At 73.4% G+C, this 21,069-nt stretch carries 21 protein-coding genes and 2 pseudogenes; 11 read left to right on the top strand and 12 right to left on the bottom strand.

The genetic code is table 11. The annotated features are described in order from the left end of the window. The first annotated feature begins 16 nt into the window (after positions 1–16). A complete protein-coding gene (locus tag BA175_RS25095) occupies positions 17–526 on the top strand; it encodes a mycothiol transferase (protein ID WP_069173797.1) in 510 nt (169 codons plus the stop codon). Between the two features lie 83 nt (positions 527–609). Then, positions 610–1,467, top strand: coding sequence for a DUF2000 domain-containing protein (locus tag BA175_RS32015; protein WP_107407644.1), 858 nt, complete (start codon positions 610–612; stop codon positions 1,465–1,467). 99 nt (positions 1,468–1,566) lie between these two features. Here the strand turns inward: BA175_RS32015 and BA175_RS25080 are convergent, their stop codons facing one another. The 6 genes from BA175_RS25080 to BA175_RS25055 form a co-directional block, all read right to left on the bottom strand. Beyond that, positions 1,567–2,004: a protein-tyrosine phosphatase family protein gene (locus tag BA175_RS25080; protein WP_254667981.1), complete on the bottom strand. Its 438-nt coding sequence runs from the start codon at positions 2,002–2,004 to the stop codon at positions 1,567–1,569. Then, on the bottom strand, positions 2,001–2,273 hold the full coding sequence (locus tag BA175_RS25075; protein ID WP_069173794.1) for an HPr family phosphocarrier protein: 273 nt from the start codon (positions 2,271–2,273) through the stop codon (positions 2,001–2,003). Before BA175_RS25075 ends, BA175_RS25080 begins: the two co-directional genes overlap by 4 nt. Before the next feature lie 54 nt (positions 2,274–2,327). Continuing rightward, positions 2,328–4,457, bottom strand: a complete 2,130-nt coding sequence (locus BA175_RS25070; RefSeq protein WP_069173793.1) for a fructose-specific PTS transporter subunit EIIC — start codon at positions 4,455–4,457, stop codon at positions 2,328–2,330. Between the two features lie 94 nt (positions 4,458–4,551). Further along, on the bottom strand, positions 4,552–5,499 hold the full coding sequence (pfkB, locus tag BA175_RS25065) for a 1-phosphofructokinase (protein WP_069173792.1): 948 nt from the start codon (positions 5,497–5,499) through the stop codon (positions 4,552–4,554). Then, on the bottom strand, positions 5,496–6,257 hold the full coding sequence (locus BA175_RS25060; RefSeq protein WP_069173791.1) for a DeoR/GlpR family DNA-binding transcription regulator: 762 nt from the start codon (positions 6,255–6,257) through the stop codon (positions 5,496–5,498). The genes pfkB and BA175_RS25060 overlap by 4 nt, the downstream gene beginning before the upstream one ends. A 140-nt stretch (positions 6,258–6,397) precedes the next feature. After that, entirely contained in the window at positions 6,398–6,643 is a 246-nt protein-coding gene (locus BA175_RS25055; RefSeq protein ID WP_069173790.1) for a DUF6296 family protein, read from the bottom strand. 294 nt (positions 6,644–6,937) lie between these two features. Between BA175_RS25055 and BA175_RS25050 the strand changes: the two genes are divergently transcribed. The 4 genes from BA175_RS25050 to BA175_RS25035 all read left to right on the top strand — a co-directional run bounded on the left by BA175_RS25050 (position 6,938) and on the right by BA175_RS25035 (position 10,619). Next, positions 6,938–7,189, top strand: coding sequence for a DUF5133 domain-containing protein (locus BA175_RS25050; protein WP_069173789.1), 252 nt, complete (start codon positions 6,938–6,940; stop codon positions 7,187–7,189). Between the two features lie 244 nt (positions 7,190–7,433). Beyond that, positions 7,434–8,264 (top strand): PepSY domain-containing protein, encoded by an 831-nt coding sequence (locus tag BA175_RS25045; RefSeq protein WP_069173788.1) that lies wholly within the window; start codon positions 7,434–7,436, stop codon positions 8,262–8,264. 341 nt (positions 8,265–8,605) lie between these two features. After that, on the top strand, positions 8,606–9,742 hold the full coding sequence (locus tag BA175_RS25040; protein WP_069173787.1) for a hypothetical protein: 1,137 nt from the start codon (positions 8,606–8,608) through the stop codon (positions 9,740–9,742). Positions 9,743–9,851: 109 nt separating this feature from the next. Beyond that, positions 9,852–10,619 (top strand): NPP1 family protein, encoded by a 768-nt coding sequence (locus tag BA175_RS25035; protein ID WP_069173786.1) that lies wholly within the window; start codon positions 9,852–9,854, stop codon positions 10,617–10,619. 82 nt (positions 10,620–10,701) lie between these two features. On the opposite strand, the gene BA175_RS25030 is transcribed toward BA175_RS25035, so the two are convergent. Further along, on the bottom strand, positions 10,702–11,349 hold the full coding sequence (locus BA175_RS25030; RefSeq protein ID WP_069173785.1) for a hypothetical protein: 648 nt from the start codon (positions 11,347–11,349) through the stop codon (positions 10,702–10,704). Here BA175_RS25030 and BA175_RS25025 point away from each other — a divergent pair. Beyond that, positions 11,342–11,815: pseudogene (locus BA175_RS25025) on the top strand (alpha/beta hydrolase); the annotation flags it as partial. The gene BA175_RS25030 and the pseudogene BA175_RS25025 overlap by 8 nt on opposite strands. A gap of 109 nt (positions 11,816–11,924) precedes the next feature. Here the strand turns inward: BA175_RS25025 and BA175_RS25020 are convergent. Further along, a complete protein-coding gene (locus tag BA175_RS25020) occupies positions 11,925–12,347 on the bottom strand; it encodes a PPOX class F420-dependent oxidoreductase (protein ID WP_069173784.1) in 423 nt (140 codons plus the stop codon). A gap of 272 nt (positions 12,348–12,619) precedes the next feature. Between BA175_RS25020 and BA175_RS25015 the strand changes: the two genes are divergently transcribed. The 4 genes from BA175_RS25015 (at position 12,620) to BA175_RS25000 (ending at position 15,608) form a co-directional block, all read left to right on the top strand. Next, positions 12,620–12,937 carry a hypothetical protein gene (locus BA175_RS25015; RefSeq protein ID WP_069173783.1) on the top strand — a complete coding sequence of 106 codons (318 nt, stop codon included), beginning with the start codon at positions 12,620–12,622 and terminating at the stop codon, positions 12,935–12,937. 119 nt (positions 12,938–13,056) lie between these two features. Next, entirely contained in the window at positions 13,057–13,728 is a 672-nt protein-coding gene (locus BA175_RS25010; protein WP_069173782.1) for a TetR family transcriptional regulator, read from the top strand. Then, positions 13,725–14,501: an SDR family NAD(P)-dependent oxidoreductase gene (locus BA175_RS25005; RefSeq protein ID WP_069173781.1), complete on the top strand. Its 777-nt coding sequence runs from the start codon at positions 13,725–13,727 to the stop codon at positions 14,499–14,501. The genes BA175_RS25010 and BA175_RS25005 overlap by 4 nt, the downstream gene beginning before the upstream one ends. 66 nt (positions 14,502–14,567) lie before the next feature. Further along, the gene (locus BA175_RS25000) at positions 14,568–15,608 is read left to right on the top strand and encodes an NAD(P)-dependent alcohol dehydrogenase (RefSeq protein WP_069173780.1); all 1,041 of its coding nucleotides are present in this window, start codon (positions 14,568–14,570) and stop codon (positions 15,606–15,608) included. 214 nt (positions 15,609–15,822) lie between these two features. On the opposite strand, the pseudogene BA175_RS24995 reads toward BA175_RS25000, so the two are convergent. The 4 genes and pseudogenes from BA175_RS24995 to BA175_RS24980 all read right to left on the bottom strand — a co-directional run. Next, positions 15,823–16,116 (bottom strand): annotated as a pseudogene (locus BA175_RS24995) (sugar kinase); the annotation flags it as partial. Positions 16,117–16,135: 19 nt separating this feature from the next. Next, the gene (locus BA175_RS24990) at positions 16,136–17,716 is read right to left on the bottom strand and encodes a mucoidy inhibitor MuiA family protein (protein WP_069173778.1); all 1,581 of its coding nucleotides are present in this window, start codon (positions 17,714–17,716) and stop codon (positions 16,136–16,138) included. Between the two features lie 7 nt (positions 17,717–17,723). Continuing rightward, complete coding sequence (locus BA175_RS24985; RefSeq protein ID WP_069173777.1) at positions 17,724–19,730, bottom strand: DUF4139 domain-containing protein; 2,007 nt, start codon at positions 19,728–19,730, stop codon at positions 17,724–17,726. A 289-nt stretch (positions 19,731–20,019) separates the two neighbouring features. Further along, on the bottom strand, positions 20,020–20,907 hold the full coding sequence (locus tag BA175_RS24980) for an NAD-dependent protein deacetylase (protein WP_069173776.1): 888 nt from the start codon (positions 20,905–20,907) through the stop codon (positions 20,020–20,022). Positions 20,908–21,069: the final 162 nt, after the last annotated feature.

Genomic DNA, 21,069 nt, shown 5'->3' with positions numbered 1-21,069 from the left:
CGGCCATGGTGGTCGTATGAACAGTGCAGGCTTGCTCACCGAAGCGTTCTCGCGCATCCAGGAAGAAGTGCACGCCACCGTCGAGGGGCTCTCCCCGGACACGCTCAACGCCAGGCTCGACGACGGGGCCAACTCGATCGCCTGGCTCGTATGGCACCTCACGCGTGTCCAGGACGACCACCTCGCCGACGCCGAGGGGAGGGAGCAGGTCTGGTTCTCGCAGGACTGGGCCTCCCGCTTCGAACTGCCCCTGGCGAAGGGCTCGACCGGCTACGGCCACAGCAGCGAGGAGGTGGCCTCCGTACGGGTCTCCTCGGCCGGTCTCCTCCTCGGCTACCACGACGCCGTGCACGAGAGGACCGTCGAATTCGTCGCGGGGCTCGACGGCCGCGCCCTGGACCGGATCGTGGACGAGTCCTGGTCGCCGCCCGTCACCCTCGGCGTACGGCTGATCAGCGTCGTCTCCGACGACCTGCAGCACGTGGGTCAGGCGGCGTACGTCCGCGGGGTGCTGGAGCGCGGGTAGCCGGTGACGTCCTTCCCGGACGCGCGTAGTGGCCCGGGCTCGACGTACAAGACGGACCGAGGGTCGCTCGGCGGGCTTCCCGCATGACCGATGACGGCACGCCGGTACGCCTCGACACCAAGATCGCTGTTCTGCTCCGTGACGACCTCGCGGCCCGGCAGCGGCTCAACGTGACCGCTTTCCTGGTCAGCGGCTTCGGGACACAGGTGCCGGAGGTGATCGGAGAGCCGTACGCCGACGCGGACGGCACGCCGTACCTGCCGATGTTCCGCCGGCCCGTCCTCGTCTTCGCCGGGCCGAAGGAGCTGTTGACCACGGCACACACCCGGGCGGTCGGCCGGGACGCGACCATGGCTGTGTTCACCTCCGACCTCTTCGCCACCGGTCACGACAAGGCGAACCGGGCGGCCGTCCGTCCCGTGGGACGGGACGCGACGGATCTGGTGGGCCTCGCTGTCCACGGGCCGCGGAACGCGGTGGACAAGATCCTGGAGGCGCGTCGATGCACCCCTGACCCGCGCCCCGTCGGCCGCGGTGACCCCACGGTGTCACCGAACGGACACTCGCGGGCACATGTGTGCGATTGCTGGTGTCCGGTGCCATACTCGAATCAGTCCGCTCGACAGGTTTTGTGTCCCGAAAGGCGACGCGTCATGAACTGGGCATCGTGGACTACCTGCGGTGTCTTCGCGGGATCAGGCGGAGTGCGCACCGAAGAGGTAGGCGTCGTGAACGGCGATCTGACCGTACACACGACATGGTCCGAGGGACAGGCAGAGGTGGCCGTGCAGTTCAGCGGCGCCTCCGACTGGTTCACGCTGGCAGGCAGTCCGGTGCCGTGTCCCTCCGAGGAAGCCAGCCGTTCCTTCCACCAGAGCGTCGTCGAGGCGATCCGCGCGGGGAACGGAGCCACCGTCCCCACCCCCCAGGGGGCGGAGTGACCCCGGCCGGGCCTCCCGGGGGCCGGGGCCGTCTCCGACGCGGCCTCGACGGCCGTGACGGTGGCGCACGGCCGTGAGTGCGCGTACGCCGCCAGGCGGTCACGGCTGCGCGAAGCGCAGAACGTACCGGCGCTGCCAGGGGGTCTCCACGGCGCCGGGGTGATACTCGCGCCGCACGAAACCGACCGCCTCCTCCGGCGGCACACCGTCCAGCACCGCCAGACACGCCAGAGCCGTCCCCGTGCGCCCCCGGCCACCTCCGCAGGCGACCTCCACCCGCTCCTCCGCGGCCCGGCGCCAGGCCTCCACGAGCACGCTGCTGGCCACCCGGCGATCGGCCGGAAGCCGGAAGTCCGGCCAGCGAAGCCACCGGGACTCCCAGGCAACCGGGGGAGGTTGCCTGCCCAGCAGGTGGACCGCGAAGGTCGGGGTGAGGCCCGCCGGCACCGGGCGCCGCAGACCCCGACCGCGGACCGTACGTCCGGAGGGCAGCCGCAGCACCCCCGCGGCCTCCGTGTCCCAGTGCTCCACGCTCACGCCGTGGCGTCGAGGTCCTGGGCGACCAGGGCGGCCAGTTCGTCCACCGCCTCCGCCGCGCCCTCGCCGACAGCGGACAGCGTCAGGGCGTCGCCGTGCTGGGCCGCCAGGGCGAGCACCGACAGCATGCTGCGCGCGTCGACGGGATCGCGGCCGTCACGGGCCACGGTCACCGGGACCGGCTGGCGCGTGGCCGCCCGGACGAAGAGCGAAGCCGGCCGGGCGTGCAGCCCGCCGGGGGAGCCGACGGAGACGGTGCGCTGGTACATGGGGTTCCTCCTGAGGACGGGTGACGGACGCGCTCACGGACGGTTCCGGAACGCTCAGACGGTGACGGGGACTTCGGGCTTCCCGGCTGCCACGGCGGCGGCCTCCGGGTTGCGCCTCAGGCCCTTGAGGGTGACGACCAGGCCGGCGGCCACCGCAGTGCCCGCCGCGACCGCCACCAGATACAGGAACGGCTCACCGATCAGCGGGACGACGAAGACGCCGCCGTGCGGGGCGCGGAGTGTGCAGCCGAAGGCCATGGAAAGAGCGCCGGTGACGGCTCCGCCGGCCATCACGGACGGAATCACCCGCATGGGGTCGGCGGCGGCGAAGGGGATGGCGCCCTCGCTGATGAAGGACGCCCCCAGCACCCACGCGGCCCGGCCGTTCTCCCGCTCGGTACGGGTGAACAGCCCGCCCCGTACCGTCGTCGCCAGCGCCATCGCCAGCGGGGGGACCATACCCGCGGCCATGACCGCGGCCATCACCTTGAGGCTGCCGGGTGTGGGGTCGGCCAGACCGCCGACGGCGAAGGCGTACGCCACCTTGTTCAGCGGGCCTCCCATGTCGAAACACATCATCAGGCCGAGGACGACGCCGAGCACGACCGCGTTGGAGCCCGACAGCCCGTTCAGCCACTCGGTGAGAGCACTCTGCAGGGAGGCGATCGGCTTGCCGACCACGATGAACATCAGGAAGCCGACGGCGATCGACGCGAGCAGCGGTATCACGAGCACCGGCATGATGCCCCGTAGGGTGCGGTGCACCTTCACCCGCTGGATCGCCATCACCACCGCACCGGCCAGCAGCCCGGCGACCAGACCCCCGAGGAAGCCCGCGTCGACGGTGAGCGCGACGGCGCCGCCGACGAAGCCGGGGACGAGCGCCGGCCTGTCCGCCATCCCGTACGCGATGTACCCGGCCAGTACCGGGACCAGGAAACCGAACGCGGCCGTACCGATCTGGTTGAGCAGTGCGGCCCAGCTGTCCACCTCGCCCCAGACGAAGTGATCGGCGACCGACTTCGCGCTCGCGATCTCGTAGCCCCCGAGGGCGAAGGACAGCGCGATGAGGAGCCCGCCGGCCGCGACGAACGGCACCATGTAGCTGACGCCGGACATCAGGTACGTCCGCAGCCGGACGCCGAAGTGCGCCGGGACGCCGCCCGCACCGCCGCCGGTACCCTCCTCGGCGCTGTCGCCGCCGGCGACCCGGCCGATCTCGCCGCGCTCGGCCCTGCGGCGGGCCTCGGCCACGAGCTCCGCGGGCCGGCTGATCCCCGCCTTCACCCCGACGTCCACGAGGGGTTTGCCGGCGAACCGTGCCCTGTCCCGCACCTCGACGTCGTGCGCCCATATGACCGCGTCCGCGGAGGCGATGACGGCCGGGTCCAGCCGCTCGAAACCGGCCGATCCCTGGGTCTCGACGCTGAGGACGACTCCTTCCGCGCGGGCGGCCGCCTCCAGCGACTCGGCGGCCATGTAGGTGTGCGCGATGCCGGTGGGGCAGGACGTCACGGCGACGATCCGGAACGGCTCCCCTGCTGCCTCGGAGGCTCCCGAGGCAGCAGCCGGTCCCGGCGTACCCGCCGGTCCCGGCGTACCCGCCGGTCCCGGCGTACCCGCCGGTCCCGGCGTACCCGCCGGTCCCGGCGTACCCGCCGGTCCCGGCGTACCCGCCGGAACCGGCGCCTCGGCCGTCTCCGGGTCACCTGTGGTCGCTCCCGGGGCGGACGGCGCCGGGACCTGCTCCCCGCGGACCAGGGCCGCGGCGGCGGCCGGGTCGGTCTCCGCCCGCAGCGCGTCGGTGAACGCCGGGTCCATCAGCCGCCGCGCCAGAGCGGACAGAATGGTGAGGTGGTCGTCGTCCGCGCCGGCCGGCGCGGCGATCAGGAACACGAGGTCCGCGGGCCCGTCGGGTGCGCCGAAGTCGATGCCGCGGGCACTGCGGCCGAAGGCCAGCGTCGGCGCGGTCACGTGGGCGCTCCTGCAGTGCGGTATGCCGATCCCCCCGTCCAGGCCGGTCGGCATCTGGGCCTCTCGGGCCGCCACGTCGGCGAGAAAGCCGTCGAGGTCGGTCACGCGGCCGGCCGCGGCCATCCGTTCGGCCAGGGAACGGCTCGCTGCGCTCTTCGTCTCGGCGGACAGATCGAGGTCGACCAGGTCCGCGGTGATCAGCTCGCTCATCGCGGGGCTCCTTGCTCGTGGGCCGTCCGGGGACGGGCCTGGGGGGCGGATCGGGGGTGAGGGGGTGCGGGAGGGCAGTGCCAGGTCAGGGCGGTCATGGAGCCGGCTCGCTCAGGGCGAGGTCCACCGGGATGTCAGCGGTCGTCACCACTGCGGAGAGGTCGAGGCCGTCCGGGGCCGGCATGACGCTCCCGGCGAGCTGGACCGCAGCAGCGCCGTGCGCCACGGCGGAGGCCAGGGCGGCCAGGCCCGTCCCGCCCGCGGTCAGGAAGCCCGCGAGGGACGCGTCCCCGGCGCCCACGTTGCTGCGGACCGTATCCACCCGCGCGGAGGCGAAATACGCTCCGGCCTCCTCCACCAGCAGTTGCCCGGTGGCGCCCAGACTTGCCAGCACGGACCGCGCTCCCCGTTCGCACAGCTCCTGCGCCGCCTTGACGGCGTCACCGACCGTCACGAGCGGACGGCCGACCGCCTCGGCCAGCTCCTCGGTGTTCGGCTTGACGACGTCCGGGCGCTGCGGCAGCGCCGCGACCAGTGCCGCACCCGAGGTGTCGAGGGCGATGCGGGCCCCGGCGCGATGGCTGCGGGCCACCAGTTCCGCGTACCACCGCGGCGGCAGCCCACGGGGCAGACTGCCGCAGCAGGCGATCCAGTCCGCACCCGCCGACCGTGCCCGCACCGCGTCCAGGAGGGCTTCGGCCTCGGCCGGCCCGATCTCGGGCCCGGCGGCGTTGACCTTGGTGAGCGTGCCGTCCGGCTCGACCAGGGTGACGTTGACGCGGGTACTGCCGGCGATCGGGACCCCGGCGGCCTCGATGCCGTGCTCGCCCAGCAACCGGGCCAGCAACGCTCCTTCGGGGCCGCCCAGCGGTGCCACGGCGACGGTGCGGTGTCCGGCGGCGGCGACGGCGCGGGAGACGTTGACCCCCTTGCCGCCGGGGTCGACACGGTCCAGCGTGGCCCGGAGCACGGCGCCCCGGGTGAGCCCCGGCAGTTCGTAGGTCCGGTCCAGGCTGGGATTGGGGGTGACGGTCAGAATCATGCGCGTACCACTTCCGTGCCCAGGTTCTCGATGGCCCGGGCGTCCTCGGGGCTGAGCCCCGTGTCCGTGATGAGCAGGTCGACGTCGGAGAGGTCGCCGAAGCGGGCGAAGTGCTCCTGGCCCGCCTTGCCGGAGTCGGCGAGCAGTACGACCCTGCGGGCCGCCGCGATCACCGCACGCTTGACCGCCGCCTCCGCCAGGTCCGGGGTCGTCAGTCCGCCGCCGGGTGAGAAGCCGTTCGTCGCGAGGAAGACGACATCGGCGTTGATCTCGCCGTACGCGCGCAGCGCCCAGGCGTCGACGGCGGCGCGGGTGCGGTGGCGGACCCGCCCGCCGACCAGGTGCAGGGAGATGCCCGGGTGGTCGGCGAGCCGGGCCGCCACAGGCAGCGCATGGGTGACGACGGTGAGGCACGAGTCGATCGGTACGACGGCCGCGAGTCTGGCGGTCGTCGTACCGGCGTCGATGACGATGTTGCCCTGAGCGGGCAGTTCCCCCAGTGCGGCGGCGGCGATGCGGTCCTTCTCGTCCGCGGCCACGGTGTCCCGCTCGGCGAGATCCGGCTCGAAGCCGAGCCTCCCGGCGGGGATCGCGCCGCCGTGGACCCTGCGCAGGAGCCCCGCACTGTCGAGGACCTTCAGGTCACGCCGGACGGTCTCGGCGGTCACCTGGAACTGCTCGGCCAGCGAGAGGACGTCGACGCGGCCGCTCTCGCCTGCGAGGCGCAGGATCTCCTGCTGCCGCTCCGGTGCGTACATGTGGTTACGTATCCGTTCCATGCCCGAGTCTGTTGGTTGAGCGGCAGACTACGGTTGCGTGGCAGGAAAGTAAACACATTCGGGCATCGAGTGATGTGAAGGGGCGCCGGAACGGAGTGGTGAGCCGACGCCCGGTTCTCTCAGCCGGTGCGGCGTCCGTGGCTCAGCGGCCTCGCGAGCAGCGGTACACGGAGAACCTGATGCCCCCCGCTGGCCTGCATCCGGACCTCGCCCCGCTCGCTGATCTCCGCGCGCACGATGCCGGTCTCGTCCTCGTAGATCGGATACCCGCCCGCACCCGACCGGGCCGTGAGGTGGACGACGACGACGTCGTCCGCGGCGCCGGTCGCCTGGAATATCAGCTCGTAACTTTCCGGGTAATCCATGACCGCCTCCTGACCGGGCCGCGAGCAGCAGCGAGCCACCCGACGTCTTCATTGTTCCGCACCGGCGCACATGGCGCAGATGGAGCAACCGGGACTCCGGGGGAGCGGACGCGTGACCGCCCGCGATTCCGGATGCGCTTTTCGTGAGGCGGGGCGACCATCATCTGCAAGGGACCGGACACGTGCTGACCACTTCGCACGGCCGCGCCCGTGACGCCAGGCGGACCGCCGGCGCGATCGGACATCGTCGGTGCGGGGCGCTGGCCCCCGGCCGCCCTGTGGAGAGGAACTGCCGTGCTGATGGCCAATCCCGCGACGCTGCGTGATCTCGTCGAGCGCTACGAATCACTGCGCAGCGCCCACGCACGGCTCGGGACCTCCGAGAGCGGCCGTCGTCTCGAGGACGTCTCCTACACCCTCTGCGTCACCACGGGGACCCGGACGGTGCCGGACGCCCTGCTCGCCGCGGAGGCGCAGTTGCGCGCCGTCCCGTCCGCGGGGCCGGTGGGCGGGACGGTTCCGTCCGAGGTGCAGCTGACTGCCTGACGCCGCCCGCGGGTCTCGGAGAACGACGCCGGTGCACGCGGACCGGCGTCGTTTCGCCGTCCGGGCCCGGACGGCGGCGCCGAGGGCCCCGGAACGGTTACCGGGAGGGGCCACGAGGCCCGGACGGATCGCGGAGCGGGGCCGAGGCGCAGCGCGACGGCGAACGGGGGGACCACACCGTCGTTCGGGTGACAGCCGCCGGTCGCCCAACATGACTGTCCGCAGGCGCGGCTAGTCATGCGGTATGAGACTTCAGCCCCGACGCAACAGACACGTTTCCCCGCGCACCCGCCGGCTCCACGTCGCCGGAGCCCTGTGCGCAGTCCTTGCCTCCGCCCTGGTGACCGGCTGCGGGCAGGACGGCGGAGACCGGACAACCGCTGCGACCTCGGAAGCTGCCAAGGTCATGCCGAACCAGACGGCCAGCCCGTCCGGGAGCGTCTCCGGCAGCCCGTCCAGCACGGCCCAGCTGACACAGGACCAGATGGCGCGCAAGAGCTTCCTCTCGACCGTCAAGGTCACCTTCGACAAGGCGGCCACCACCGCCCTCGGCGCGGTGTCCGGCGGGAAGCTGGCCGAGCTCGACCTCAAGGGCCTGGACGACGGCAACCAGGCGAGCGGGAGCCCGAGCCCGAGCGGCAGCGGGAGCACCTCTCCCAGCGGCAGCGCGAGCCCGAGTCCGAGCACCGCCACCGGCAGCCCCAGTCCGAGCGGCAGTTCCGCGGGCGCCAAGTGGGTCGCGGAGGTCGTGGAGAAGGACGGCACCGCGCACGTGGTGACCATCGACGCGGTCTCCGGCGCCGTGCTCGACTCCAAGCCGGTCACCGATCAGACCGATGCCGAGAAGCAGCAGATGTCCGAGTGGATCGCCAAGGCGAAGGTGACCCCGCAGCAGGCTGCCAAGACGGCCACCGACAAGACGAAGGGCACGGTCACCTCGGCCGACCTCGACGAGAACTCCGACCAGGTCCTGGTCTGGAAGGTCGAGGTGGTCGGCAAGGACTGGAACAAGACCGACTTCGAGGTGGACGCGGCCACCGACACCGTCATCAAGGCGGAAGTCAGCGACGACTGACCCCTCCCCGGCCTCACGCGTCGGTGGCGGACCGCGACGCGGTCCGCCACCGACGCGTATCCCGCCGGACCCGGTCTCCGGCCCGGCGGACCCGAAGGGGGGAGGCCGGACGAAACGCAGGCCCGGACGGCTGTTCAGCACGGTCGTGCCGGTCTGTGCGAAGCCGGTACGGGCCGGCGCCACCGGCCTTGTCCAGGGTGGTATCGGGTCGTACCGTTCGGCCGCAGACCGGGACGCTGGGGCCGCGCGGTTCACAGCCGATGCCGGCAGGCGCGACCGCACCTGTGACCGTACGGAAGTACGAGTGGTGACCTCGGTCCTGTCGGCACGTTGTAGGTGATGTGCCCCACTCTTCCTCCAGCCCCCGTCCTGCCCCGGCCCCCTCCGCCCCGGGCACCACTCCGCGACCGTTCCTGCTGACCCACCAGCAGGGCGTCGCCGCCCGCCGGCTCCTCGGGTACGTGGCCGCACTGCCGCTGCACACGGCCGACGCGCAGCTCCTCGCCACGGTCGTCGCCATTCGTGCCGCCCGCACGGGAATCGGCAACCTCACCGCCCAGGACCTGCGTGCGCTGCGTCTGTCCGACGCGGAAGGTGCCGTCGCCGCTGTGGCCGTCCTGGGGTGGCGGGGGCAGGAGGCCCTTTTCGGGGACAGCCCGGACGTCCCCGTGCCGGTCACCGTGCCGGACCTGGGGGCCGGGCCGGAGAACCGGCTGCCCTTCGGCAAGCTGATGCGGTCCCGTGTCTCCGGGTGGACCACCCGCACCCTTGCGGCCAAGCCCCTCAGGAAGACTTCGTCCGAAGCGCGACTGACCGCACTCTTCCTGGCCGCCCATGGTCCCTCCGACGCCTACGCCCCGATCCCCGGCGAACTGCCCGGGTGGTGCCGGGCCGCACTGCCCGAACTCCTGGCCAAGGGGTTCCTCCTCGACGCGGACGCCGACCGCTACCGACTCGCGGATCCGGTGCGGCACCTGTCGGGAATGCGCCCCCCGCCCCCCGTCCCCTCCCGGGCGGACGGCGGGACGGCGACACCCGCGCCGACCTGGGGGGAGTGGAAGGCGCGGGCGAGCGCGGCGCTGCGACGGCACGTGGAGGCCGTGGAGAACTGCCCGCAATGCGCGCTGCCCACGGAGAAGGTCGCAGAGGCCTTCATGCGCGCGGCCGTTCCCGTACAGGCCGACGACAAGGTGCGTGCCGCGTGTGCGGCGTGGGAGGCCGCTCACCCCGACGAGGGGCCGCGCGCCGCGCGGTTCGCCGCCGCCTTCCGCGCGTCGCACGGCCACGGCCCCTCGGTGAAGCAGCTCTGCCTGGGCATGGGCTGGGGCAAGCAGCGTCGTGAGCTGCGCGTCCTCGTCGTACGACGCCTGATCGCCGGAGGGTGGCTGACCAACACCGACCCGGTGCCCTGGACGCTGCGTCCGGGCAGGGCGGTACGGGACGGTACGGGGGTCTCGGCGACGGCCGGGGCCCGCTGACGACCGGGCTGCCGCCGTCCCGGGTGCGCGGACGAGGGTTCGATCGCTTTGCGGTGGGCATGCCAAGCCTAGTCGCGTGCCCCCACGCGCGCCGACCGGGAGGACCCCCATGCTTCGCAGCCCGTCGTTCCGCAGAATCCCCCTCGCCGCCACCGGTGCCTTCGTGCTCGTCATGACCACGGCCGGCACCGCCCTCGCGGATCCGCCGACCGCGTTACCCGCGCGGGCGGACGCGATCGAGCAGACCTTCCAGCCCGCCTTCGACTACGACACGGACGGTTGTTACCCCACCCCCGCCATCGGCCCCGACGGGACGATCGCCCCGGGTCTGAAGACCACCGGCGCGGTCAACGGCAGTTGCCGCGACGCGTGGGACCTGGACAACACCAACAGCTACTCCCGCCACACGTGCAACAACGGCTGGTGCGCCGTCATGTACGGCCTCTACTTCGAGAAGGACCAGGCCGTGGCCGGCAGCGGCCTCGGCGGGCACAGACACGACTGGGAGCACGTGGTCGTGTGGGTGCAGAACGACGAGGCGAAGTACGTGTCCACCTCCGCCCACGGCGACTTCGACGTCTACGGCCGTGACAGCATCCGGTGGGAGGGGAGCCATCCCAAGGTCGTCTACCACAAGGACGGGCTGGGCACGCACTGCTTCCGTCCCGCGAACTCCGGCGACGAGCCCCCGGAGAACCACCGCCACGCGTGGCAGTTCCCCGCCCTCGTCGGCTGGAACGGATATCCCGAGGGCCTGCGGGACAAGCTGACCCAGGCCGACTTCGGCAGCGCCGTCCTCGGCATCAAGGACGGCAGCTTCAAGACCCACCTGGCGCGGGCCCTGCCGGCGGGCGTCCCCTTCGATCCCAACGCCTGAGTGTGCCCCGGCCGGGCCTCCTCTCCGGCGGGGCCCGGCCCTGGGGCACCGGAGAGCTCCTGCGGCCGCGGGCTGCGGCCGGTCAGCCCCTCCCGAGCCCCGCGGCGAGCGCGTCCAGATGGCCCGACACGGGGCCGAACGAGATCAGCCCGCTCCCCGCGCCGACCAACTCTCCTCGGGCGGGGCTCAGTTCAGCCTCGGCCCGCTCCATCACCCGGCGGTCGCCGACGGCGAGCGCCGCCCGGCCCAGCACGCACCACATGGCCTCCGCCAGCAGGTCGCGCGGGGGCCGCGGAGCGACGTCAAGGGCGTCCCGCGCCTCCTCCGCCCTGCCGGCCCCGGCCAGCAGCAACGGCCGTACCCACGGGGCGTACGGACCCCAGTCCAGGCCGGCGAAGTCGCCCGGCCGGGGCAACCGTCCCTCCCGCACCGGCCAGGAGAGCCGGGTCAGGGCGGGGAGCCCCGCCGCCAGCCCGGGCATCCCGCACCCTTCCAGGAGACCGACGGCACGCGCGTACGCGACCGTCCCGGCGGCACGGCCCTCCAGCTCCGCGGCCCGCAGGGCTTCGTACCACGCCACGAACACGACGGCCAGCGGCCTCTCGTGACGTCGAGCCAGTTCCGCGACCGCCGCCGCCTCCCCGTCGGCCACCGCGAAATCGCCCACCGCGGCCCGCGCCTGCAACGGACCCAGCACGCCGAACACCACCCGCATCGCCCTCGTCGACATGTGGGACGCCTTGCACGGTGTCTCCGCGGCCGTCGGCTTCCACCTCTACCTGATGGCCCAGCCCCCGGGCCTGCCCGAGGAGATGATCGCCGCCCGCCCGGACGTCTTCTTCGGTCACTTCCTCGACCGGTGGGGAGTGAGCCCGGAGGCCGTTCCGGCCGAGATCCGCGCCGCCTACCTGGACGCCTGCCGGGCCGCTGTGCCGTCGATCGTGGCGGACTTCCGTGCCTCGCCGGGCATCGATGTGGAGCACGACCGCGCCGACCGCGCTGCCGGCCGCGTACTGCCGATGCCGGTCGCCGTCCTTCAGCAGGACTGGGGGTCCGCCCTCGGATACGACGCCGCCGCGCTGTGGCGCGCCTGGGCCCCGGACCTCGTCCACACCACGACGACCAGCGGCCACTTCATGGCGGAGGAGTCCCCCGCCGAGGTCACCGGGGCCCTGCGGGCGCTGCTGGCCCGCTGACTCCCGCCCTCCGGGTGGCCGATGTCCGCACGTGGTACCGCCTCGATCGAGGCGGTACCACGTGCGGTGGGGCCGGCCACCGACGACGGGGGACCGGGGGCGGAGCCGTTCAGCCCGTGGCCTGGCCGCTGTCCCGGAGTCCGCCCCAGCCGTGCCAGCGGTCGATCTCGATCCAGGCGCTGACCCGCGCCCGGTCCCGCCGGCTGTACGGCTGGCCGAGATAGTGACGGGACAGCCGGTCGATGTCGGTGAGGCCCGCGTCGTCGCGGATCTCGACGACGCGCCCGATCAGGGTGACGTGGGTGTACCAGTCGGCGGCGTCGAGCACGGTCAGGGTGACCCGGGCGTCCCTCCGCACATGGTCGAGGCGCTTGCGGCCCTCGTCCATGTTGACGAGTACCCGGCCGTCGTCCCAGAGGTACCACGTGGCCGTGGAGACCGGCTGGCCGTCCGCCCGGAGGGTGGCGATGACGGCCGGGTTGGCCTTCCGCAGCATGGCGATCGCGGCGTCGGGAAGCGGCGGCTTCGACATGTTCTCTCCTCTTTCCGGTGCTGCGCGCCCGGCCCCGGGGGAGTGCGGGCGCGGCGGCCGGCCGGCCGCGTTCCCACGCTGTCACATCCCGCGGAGTCCATCCCGCACCGCCGGTCTCCGGCATGACGTGCCGGGTCTTTCCGGTTCGGCCGGCCGGACGGGGCGACAGATCCGTCGCAGGGGGTACGAGGGGAGCGAGGCCCTTCCGGGAGCACCCCCTGACATCCGGAGCCCGGCCGGTACGGCGAGGGCCGCACACGTGAGGAGTAACTGTGACCACGTACGTCATCACCGTCCCCGGCACGTTCGTCCACGGCGTCAGCGACGCGACGCGCTCGGAGGTGGAGCGCAGGCTGCGCCCCAGGGATCCGCAGAACACCGAGTTCGGGACGACGGAGGAGCTGGACCTCCTGACGGTGCGGGACGGCGGCACCTTCTCCATCCGGCTGAAGGTCGATGCCGACGACCGCGCCGGTGCGGAGGCACGGGCGGTCCGCCTGGCCACGGCCGCGCTGCGGGAGAGCGGAGTGGCGGAGGCGGATGCGCCGCTGGGGGCTGCCGTGGTGACGGGGATCGACAGCGAGTACTGACGGTGGTGCCCTTCCGCCCCGGTCCCGGGCGGGCGGGGTGCCGCACCGACAGGGTCTCCCTATAATGTCCCATCGTGACAACTGTCCCATTGGGACATTCGAGGGTGTAGGGTGCGGTCATGGATCCGATGGGGAACCGCCCCGAGCGACGCAGCCGCAAGGCACGCAGGACCCGGGACACGCTGGCGCGAGCCGCGTTCGAGCTGGTGCTCGAACGCGGGTTGCGTGAGGTGACCGTCGAGGAGATCGCCCAGGCGGCCGACGTCGACCGCCGCACCTTCAGCCGCTACTTCCCGAGCAAGGAAGCAGCCGCGCTCGACGCGGTCCGGGGCGACGGCGACCGGATCAACCGCGCCCTCCGCGCGCGTCCCGCCGCCGAACCGCCGCTCCTCGCCTACCGCCGGGCCGTCCTGGACTGGCTCGACGACCCCGAGGCGGAGCCGTGGCACCTGCGGCCGCGCATCTTCGACCTGCTCCTGCTGGCCGAAGAGGAACCGACCCTGTACGCGGCCTACCACCACATCCGTGTCGACGCCCAGGAGGAGTCGGTCGCGATCCTCGCGGAACGGCTCGGTACCGACCCCCGTCGGGACCTCCGTCCCGCCGTGGCCGTGGCCGCGGGAGCCGGAGCGCTGCTCGCCGCCCAGACGGCATGGGTGCGGGGCGGACGCCCCGAAGCCCTTCCCGCCTACGTCGTACACGCCTTCGACGCCCTCTCCGCGGACCTGTTGCAACACCGGCAGGACACCCCGCCGCCCCACAGCACCACTCAAGGAAGCGCATCACCATGAGCACCCACCTCCCCGCCGCCCCCGAGGCGGAGTTCGCCCACAGGACCGCCCTCGTCACCGGCGGTGCGTCCGGCATCGGGCTCGCCCTCTCCCGGCGCCTCGCCGCGGGCGGCGCCACCGTCGTCGTCGCCGACCACGACGAGAAGGCCGCCCGCGAGGCCGTGGCCGAGCTGGCGTCCGGTGGCGCCCGCGCCGCCGCCGTCGCCCTGGACGTCACCGACCCCGCCTCCGTCGAGGCCGGTGTGCGGCACGCCGTCGACACCTTCGGCGCCCTGCACCTCGCCGTGAACAACGCCGGCATCGGGGGCCCCTCCCGCCCCACGGGTGAGTACGGCGTCGAGGAGTGGGACAAGGTCGTCGCCACCAACCTCAGCGGCGTGTTCTACTCCATGCGCTTCGAGCTCCCGGCCATCCTCGCCGCGGGTGGTGGCGCCATCGTCAACGTCTCCTCGATCCTCGGCACCAACGGCTTCGCGGGCTCCCCGGCGTACGTCGCCGCCAAGCACGGAGTCGTCGGCCTCACCAAGACCGCCGCACTCGAATACGCGGACAGGAACATCCGCGTCAACGCGGTCGGCCCCGGCTTCATCGACACCCCGCTGCTCCGCGACACCGACGGCCCGGCCCGTGACCACCTGATCTCGCTGCACCCCGCGGGCCGCCTCGGTACACCGGAGGAGGTCGCCGAGCTCATCGCCTTCCTGCTCTCCGACCGTGCCTCCTTCATCCACGGGAGCTACCACCTGGTGGACGGCGGTTACTCGGCTCCGTGACCTCGCCCGAGTGGCGCACGGACAGCGGGGGGCTCACAAAGGAAGCGGGGGGAGCGAAGGAGAGCCATGAAAGCCGTCCAGTACCGCACCATCGGCGCCGCGCCCGAGGTCGTCGAGATACCCGAACCCGAACCGGGGCCCGGGCAGGTCCTCCTCAAGGTCAGCGCCGCCGGAGTCTGCCACTCCGACTCCGTGGTGATGAGCTGGCCCGCGGAGGGTTTCCCCTACCCCCTGCCGCTCACCCTCGGCCACGAGGGCGTCGGAACCGTCGCCGCCCTCGGTGAGGGCGCCGAGGGCGTCTCGGTGGGCGACCCCGTGGCCGTCTACGGCCCCTGGGGCTGCGGCACCTGCGTGAACTGCGCGGAGGGCCGGGAGAACTACTGCCTGCGCGCCGCCGACCTCGGCATCAACCCACCGGGGCTCGGCAACCCCGGCGCCATGGCCGAGTACATGATCGTCGACGACGTCCGTCACCTCGTGCCGATCGGCGACCTCGACCCCGTCAGGACCGTGTCCCTCACCGACGCCGGTCTCACCCCCTACCACGCGATCAAGCGGTCGTTGCCGAAGCTCCTGCCCGGAACCACCGCCGTGGTCATCGGCGCCGGTGGCCTCGGGCACGTGGCCATCCAGCTGCTGCGCGCCATGACGGCGGTCCGTGTCATCGCACTCGACGTCTCCGAGGAGAAGCTGGCCCTTGCCCGGACCGTGGGCGCCCACGAGACCGTGATCTCCGACGGGAACGCGGCCGCCACGATCCGCGAGCTCACCGGCGGCGTCGGCGCCCGGGTCGTGTTCGACTTCGTCGGCGCGGAACCGACCGTGAGGACGGCCGGCGCGGCCGCCTCCGTCGACAGCGACATCACCATCGTCGGCATCGGCGGGGGCCTGCTTCCGGTCGGCTTCGGCGTCCTGCCGTTCTCCACGTCGGTCACCGCACCGTACTGGGGCACGCGCCGGGAACTCGCCGAAGTGATCGAGCTCGCCCACTCCGGAGCCGTGGAGGTCTACGTGGAGACGTACTCCATCGACGAGGCCCCGCGTGCCTACGAACGGCTCCACGCCGGGAAGATCAACGGCCGGGCCGTCATCCTGCCCAACGGCTGACACCGGCGCAGCCCGCTCCGCGCTCGGACCCGTGGAGCGTCCAGGCTCCGGCGCCCCCCGCACCCGAGGTGGCGCCGGAGCGCGGCGCGTGTACCCGCCGCACCCTCCGGAGGGGCGGGATGAACGGCTCCCGTCCCTCCAGGGATCCGGCTCGGACGGGGACACGAGCGACGGCCTCGCCACAGCTCCGGAGGACGCGCCCCGGTACGTCACCTCATCCGTGCGCCGCCCGGTCCCGCAGGGTCGTCCGCCATGCGGGCACCGGCTCCTCGGGCCGGCCACCCCGCTCGAAGAAGCCGGCGAGCGGCAGGGCCGCCGCCCCGACGGTGACGGCGTCCGGGCCCGGACGGCCGAGTTCGATCCGCACGTGCGAGGCCGGGTACGCGAGCGCGTACGACGCGGCATGGGCCCGCACCGGGTCCAGGAAACGCGTACCGGGCTGGAGACCCGCCCAGCCCCCTACGAGGATGCGTTCCGGCTGGAAGAGGGCGATCAGGTCGGAGAAGCCGGGCCGACGGTCCCCGAGCTCAGAGGCCGGTGACCCTGCCGCTCGCCGACAGCTCGTAGACCAGGGTCACCGTGCGATGGCCACCGGGCGGGAGGACGATGTCCCACCGGGCGATGCCGTCGGCGTCTACCGCGCCGGGCGCGGGGGAGCAGGCCTCCTCCCGCAGCCGTATCTCCACCGCCGAGACCTCCGAGACCGGAATCCGCTCCCGCAGGACGACCACGCGGTCGCCCCGCTCACCGGGTGCGCCGAACCGGGACAGGTGCAGCCGGACCGTACGGGTGACGACGGTCCGCTGCGTGAGCCCGGCGGAGGAGCGCGACTCCTCGGCACGCCGGACCACCCGGTGGTCGTCGCAGCTGCCGAAGGAGAGCTCGACGGGGGCGCCGGGGGCGGTGAAGTCCAGCGTGCCCCGGCCACTGAAGCCGCTGTCACGGACGAGCTCCACCGGGCCGGCGAGCAGCGCGTGCCCGGCCAGGTTCTCGCCCCGCACCACCCGGGTGACCAGGGGAGAAAGCTCGGGCGAACAGGCGTACTCACTGCGCGCGGGCGTGCTGAAAGCGGACAGCGGCACGCGGTGCGCCCGGCCGTCGCCGGGTACGGAGACCGGCGCCGGCGACCGCAGCACCCGCGCCTCGCCGCCGTCGTCCACCCCCGGCAGGCCGAGGACCGGTGCCGGCCCCAGGGTGCCGATCTCCTCCTCGCGCAGTTCGACGTCGACCGAACGGCGCTCCGCGCCGCTACGGTCCGTGAGCGTCAGCCGGTCCTCGCGCAGGCGCGGCGGATCCGCGGCGAGCGCCGACCTCGCCGTCGACAGCGTCAGCCGCACGTCGTGCCAGTCCTCGCCCGTGCGCTGCCAGACGATCGCGTCGGTCTCCAGGGTCAGGGAACCGTCGTCCGTCGGGGAGCCCTCGTCGAGGACGGCCCGGTAGGCGGGCCGCCACAGCGCACACGGGGCGAGGTGGCTCAGCCGCAGGCCGACTCGCCCGGCGACCGGGGTGTCCACGGTCAGCTCGATGTGGCCGACGAGTTCGGCGGGCTCCTCCTCGGCCGCGGACAGGGCCTGCCCGGCCTGGGCGAGCTCCTTCGCCAGCTCGGCCGACCGCACCTGTGCGGTACGCAGCTGCTCCTCGCACGCGGCGCGCTCGTCGTCGATCCGGTCCAGCTCACGGGTCCAGCGAGGCCTGTCGGTCTCTCCCGAGCCGGCACCCTCACCGATCTCCCGCAGGAAATCGGCCGCGAGACGGCCGAGGAGGTCCCGGCGCGCCCGCAGCCGGTCGCTCCGCTGTCCGAGGGCGCGCCGCTCCTCTTCGAGGGCGTGTATCCGCAGACGCAGGGGTGAGTCCTCGCCGGTGAGCGGAAGCGGCGCCCGCGGTGTCCAGGTGCGGACGATCCGTACGTCCAGCACGGTCGCCGGGTGGCCGGCGGTCACTTCCGCGTGGAGCGTGCGGTCGACGGCCAGCGCGGTGACCGGTCCCAGGCGCAGTCGCCGGACCCCAGCCTCCAGGTCGAGTACGACGTCGCGTTCGACGTGCGCGCGGTCCTCCAGGCAGGTGACGGCGGTGACGGGAAGCGCGATCGGCTTCGGGGCTGTGGTCATGGCGTGGTCAGCTCCTGCGGTTGCCGCCGACGAGGGCCTTACCGGCCGGGATGCGGATCTCGTAGCCGCCGTCGAGCTCGGCGGTGCCGCCGGGAGGCAGCACCACCCGCCGGACGCGGGTGCCCGGGGCGTGGCGGTCGGGCCCCTGGCCGTTCTCGGGTGCCGTCCAGCCGGGCCGTTCCTCGATCCGGACATCGGGATCGGAGGTGACGGGCACCCGCTCGCGTATCTCCAGGTCGACGGGGACCGAGAGCCGGTTGGCCAGCTCCATGTGGACGCGGTGGTCGAGCACGGCGGTGTTGTTGCGCAGCCCCGAGGTGGACTCCCGCAGATGCGTACGGCGGGTGACCCGGACGCTCTCGGCCGGGCCGAGCCCGACGCGGCGTACCGCGCCGGGGGCGAGCGTGGGCAGTGCGGTGGTCAGCAGGAAGTCGTCGTCGACGGTGACGTCCACCGGACCGGCGAGCAGGGCCTGGTCGGTGGCGTTGGAGAGGACCAGCGTCGCGTACACGGTCTGTTCCACGGACGGTATGCACAGGTACTCGGTGTCCGTACCCACGGGGACCTCGCCGATGGTGACGGTGTGCCAGGTGCCGTCCGAGGGAATGTCGGCGCGGGCGGCGGTGTCGAAGCGGTGGTCGAACGAGCCCGCCGACTCGCGGGGCCGTACGGCGTGCCCCGGCAGCGGCAGCGCGGCCACCGACTCGGCGCGGCGGCGGTGTTCGGCCGCCACCGGGTCGAAGGGGGAGCCGGGGAACAGCCGGCCCCTGCGGCCGGCCTCGTCGTCGGGGCCGCACAGGACGAGGGCGGCGTAGTCGAGTTCGTCGCCGCTCGGCTGCGGCGGCCCGGCCGCCGGTACCTCGGTGACCGGCGGCGGTGGGGCTCCGCCCGGAGCCGCGGGCGCCGTCGGCGCGGGGGCGCCGGTACGTGCCCGCACGGACGGGGCGGGCACGGGGGTCCCGTAGGACTCCGGGGACCTCCCGCCCACGACGGGGGCCCCGCCGTACCCCTGCGGGGCGGGGGGCGGTGGGGGAGCGGGCACGGATCCGGCGGTCCCGGGCGCGGCGGTGGCGGCCGGGCGGGGGCCCGCCGCGTCGTACCCGGCGAACAGGCCGGCGAGGCCCGCCGGGGGTTCGCGCCAGCCCGTGGGCACGGACGCGGGCTGCCGGCGTCCGATCCGGAGCGAGCGGAGTTTCGGCAGACCGGTGTCGCGCCGCAGATCAGCTGTGGACAGGGCGACGGACACACCCCTCCAGTCCTCACCGGTCCGCTGGGCGACCGAGGCTCGCATCACCAGCCGGCCGCTGCTCCCGCCCCGGCGGTGGGACAGCCGGTAGGTGGGCACCCATACGGCGCCCGGCACCCCGTACTCCAGCTCGAGCTCCACCTCTGCCTCCGCGTGCCCGGTGCCGGAGGTGTCGATGACCAGCAGGGCCGAGACCGTGGTCTCCACGTGCGCCGACGGAGCGTCGGTGGAGGCGCGGGCGAGCCGGTCCACGGCGATGCCGAGCCGGTGCTCGGCCTCGAGCAGTTCCTCCTCCGCCTCGACGAGGCGGGTGTGCAGGCCCGTCAGGCGCTCGTCCACGAAGTCGGCGAGCTCCAGCCACGCGTCGACCGGCGTCCGGCGGTGCGGGTCCTCACGGCGGCGGGTGGGCGGCACCGGGCGCAGCGCCCCGATCTCCTCGATCAGGCCCGTCAGCCGGTCCCGGCGGGACCGCGCCGCGGCGACCACGTCCTGAAGCCGCTCGACCTCCTGCGCCGGACCGTCGGGCGCCGGACCGCCCAGCGGCTGCGCCTCCACCTCCACCCGGGCCTCACCGACGCGCATCCCTGCAGCACCCGTGACGCGGGCCCGCAGCGAACCGGGATCCATGGACCGGGGAAGACCCGTGACCCTCACCCTGCCGTCCGGCGGCACGCTGCCCCGGGCCAGGCGGCGGCAGACCGCACCCTGCTCGTACACCACTACCGAATCGAGGGTCGAGCCCCACCTCTGCACTGCCTCGGCCGTCATCCGTTCCGCCCCCTGTCCGTGACGGGCAGAAGCCTACGCCCGGAGCACACCGGGTAAGAGCTGTCCCGCACTTCACGGCAGGCGCGCGGCGTCAGCCACGGCACCTCGCCGCGTTGCCGGAACGTCCCCGTACATCCCGTACGCGGACGTTCCTCCGCCGTGCGGTGCCCCGTCCGACGCCGCGCGCCGATCCACCGGGACCTGCGGGACAGCCCGTGGGAGCACGACGTCGTACAGGCGTCACCGTACGGCCGATGCGGGGCCCGGGTACGGGGGTCACCGACGGCCCTCAGTCACCGACGGGGACGCCCAGCCGGCCGGCCACGGTGGTGAGGGCCGCTCCCAGGGGCAGCGCGACGCGCGTGACGGCATGGCGGTCGCCCCGGGTCGGATCGCGATTGACGATCAGTACCGGCTTTTCCTCCTGCGCCGCCTGGCGGACGAAGCGAAGCCCGGACATCACCGTCAGCGAGGAGCCCAGAACCACCAGCGAGGCCGCCGCGCGGACCAGTGCACGGCACTGCTCGACCCGCGCGGGAGGTACCGCTTCGCCGAAGAACACCACGTCCGGTTTGAGGATGCCGCCACACACGGTGCAGGGCACCACACGGAAATCCCCGACCTGCTCGTCGGTGAGGTCGGCGTCACCGTCCGGATTGATCGCGGCGGCCACCGGACCGAAGTCCGGGTTGGCCTCCGCCAGGCGCCCGGCGAGTTCGCGGCGCGTACTGAGGGCCCCACAGGAAAGGCAGACGACCCGGTCCAGGCCTCCGTGGAGTTCCACGACGCCGGTGCTGCCCGCGGACTGGTGCAGACCGTCGACGTTCTGGGTGATCACGCCGGAAAGCAGACCGTGCCGGCCGAAAGCGGCCACGGCCCGGTGCCCGGCGTTGGGCCGGGCACGGCCGAAGGTACGCCAGCCGAGGTGGCTGCGCGCCCAGTAACGGCGGCGGGCTTGAGGGCCGGCGGTGAAGTCCTGGTAGGTCATCGGGGTGTGCCGGCTCAGGCTCCCGCCCTCGCCCCGGTAGTCGGGGATGCCCGACTCCGTGGACATGCCCGCGCCGCTGAGCACCAGGACACCGCCGGCGCTCAGCATGTCGGTGACCGGCTGCAGATCGGTCGTGCCCGGCGACAGGTCCTCGGTAGGGGTCCAGCTCAAAGTGGGGCGCATGCGCATCCACCCAGGGTACGGAACCGGCGGCCCTTGCCGCCGGGCTCCGGCGCCCCGCCTCCGGCGACGGTCGACCGGTACCGGCCCCCCGGGGGAGCACCCGGTGGGTGCCTGCGTCTCCAGGGTGCTGAAGCCGTCGATCCTCCCGGGGAAGGAGCGCAGGAGCCG

The sequence above is a fragment of the Streptomyces griseus genome, from assembly GCF_001715295.1.
In the GTDB taxonomy this organism is placed as follows: Bacteria; Actinomycetota; Actinomycetes; order Streptomycetales; family Streptomycetaceae; genus Streptomyces; species Streptomyces griseus_G.
The sequence above is the reverse complement of the archived record's forward strand: the minus strand, read 5'-3'. Positions and strand labels throughout refer to the sequence as shown.

Bases quoted from the DNA above. Each gene is read 5' to 3' on its own strand.
- BA175_RS25005 (WP_069173781.1), top strand. From the start codon at position 13,725: ATGAGCACCCACCTCCCCGCCGCCCCCGAGGCGGAGTTCGCCCACAGG.
- BA175_RS25095 (WP_069173797.1), top strand. From the start codon at position 17: ATGAACAGTGCAGGCTTGCTCACCGAAGCGTTCTCGCGCATCCAGGAA.
- BA175_RS25070 (WP_069173793.1), bottom strand. From the start codon at position 4,457: ATGAGCGAGCTGATCACCGCGGACCTGGTCGACCTCGATCTGTCCGCC.
- BA175_RS25010 (WP_069173782.1), top strand. From the start codon at position 13,057: ATGGATCCGATGGGGAACCGCCCCGAGCGACGCAGCCGCAAGGCACGC.
- BA175_RS25055 (WP_069173790.1), bottom strand. From the start codon at position 6,643: ATGGATTACCCGGAAAGTTACGAGCTGATATTCCAGGCGACCGGCGCC.
- BA175_RS25030 (WP_069173785.1), bottom strand. From the start codon at position 11,349: ATGTCGACGAGGGCGATGCGGGTGGTGTTCGGCGTGCTGGGTCCGTTG.
- BA175_RS24980 (WP_069173776.1), bottom strand. From the start codon at position 20,907: ATGCGCATGCGCCCCACTTTGAGCTGGACCCCTACCGAGGACCTGTCG.
- BA175_RS25000 (WP_069173780.1), top strand. From the start codon at position 14,568: ATGAAAGCCGTCCAGTACCGCACCATCGGCGCCGCGCCCGAGGTCGTC.
- BA175_RS25035 (WP_069173786.1), top strand. From the start codon at position 9,852: ATGCTTCGCAGCCCGTCGTTCCGCAGAATCCCCCTCGCCGCCACCGGT.
- BA175_RS32015 (WP_107407644.1), top strand. From the start codon at position 610: ATGACCGATGACGGCACGCCGGTACGCCTCGACACCAAGATCGCTGTT.
- BA175_RS25045 (WP_069173788.1), top strand. From the start codon at position 7,434: ATGAGACTTCAGCCCCGACGCAACAGACACGTTTCCCCGCGCACCCGC.
- BA175_RS25075 (WP_069173794.1), bottom strand. From the start codon at position 2,273: ATGTACCAGCGCACCGTCTCCGTCGGCTCCCCCGGCGGGCTGCACGCC.
- BA175_RS25060 (WP_069173791.1), bottom strand. From the start codon at position 6,257: ATGTACGCACCGGAGCGGCAGCAGGAGATCCTGCGCCTCGCAGGCGAG.
- BA175_RS25020 (WP_069173784.1), bottom strand. From the start codon at position 12,347: ATGTCGAAGCCGCCGCTTCCCGACGCCGCGATCGCCATGCTGCGGAAG.
- BA175_RS24985 (WP_069173777.1), bottom strand. From the start codon at position 19,730: ATGACGGCCGAGGCAGTGCAGAGGTGGGGCTCGACCCTCGATTCGGTA.
- pfkB (WP_069173792.1), bottom strand. From the start codon at position 5,499: ATGATTCTGACCGTCACCCCCAATCCCAGCCTGGACCGGACCTACGAA.
- BA175_RS24990 (WP_069173778.1), bottom strand. From the start codon at position 17,716: ATGACCACAGCCCCGAAGCCGATCGCGCTTCCCGTCACCGCCGTCACC.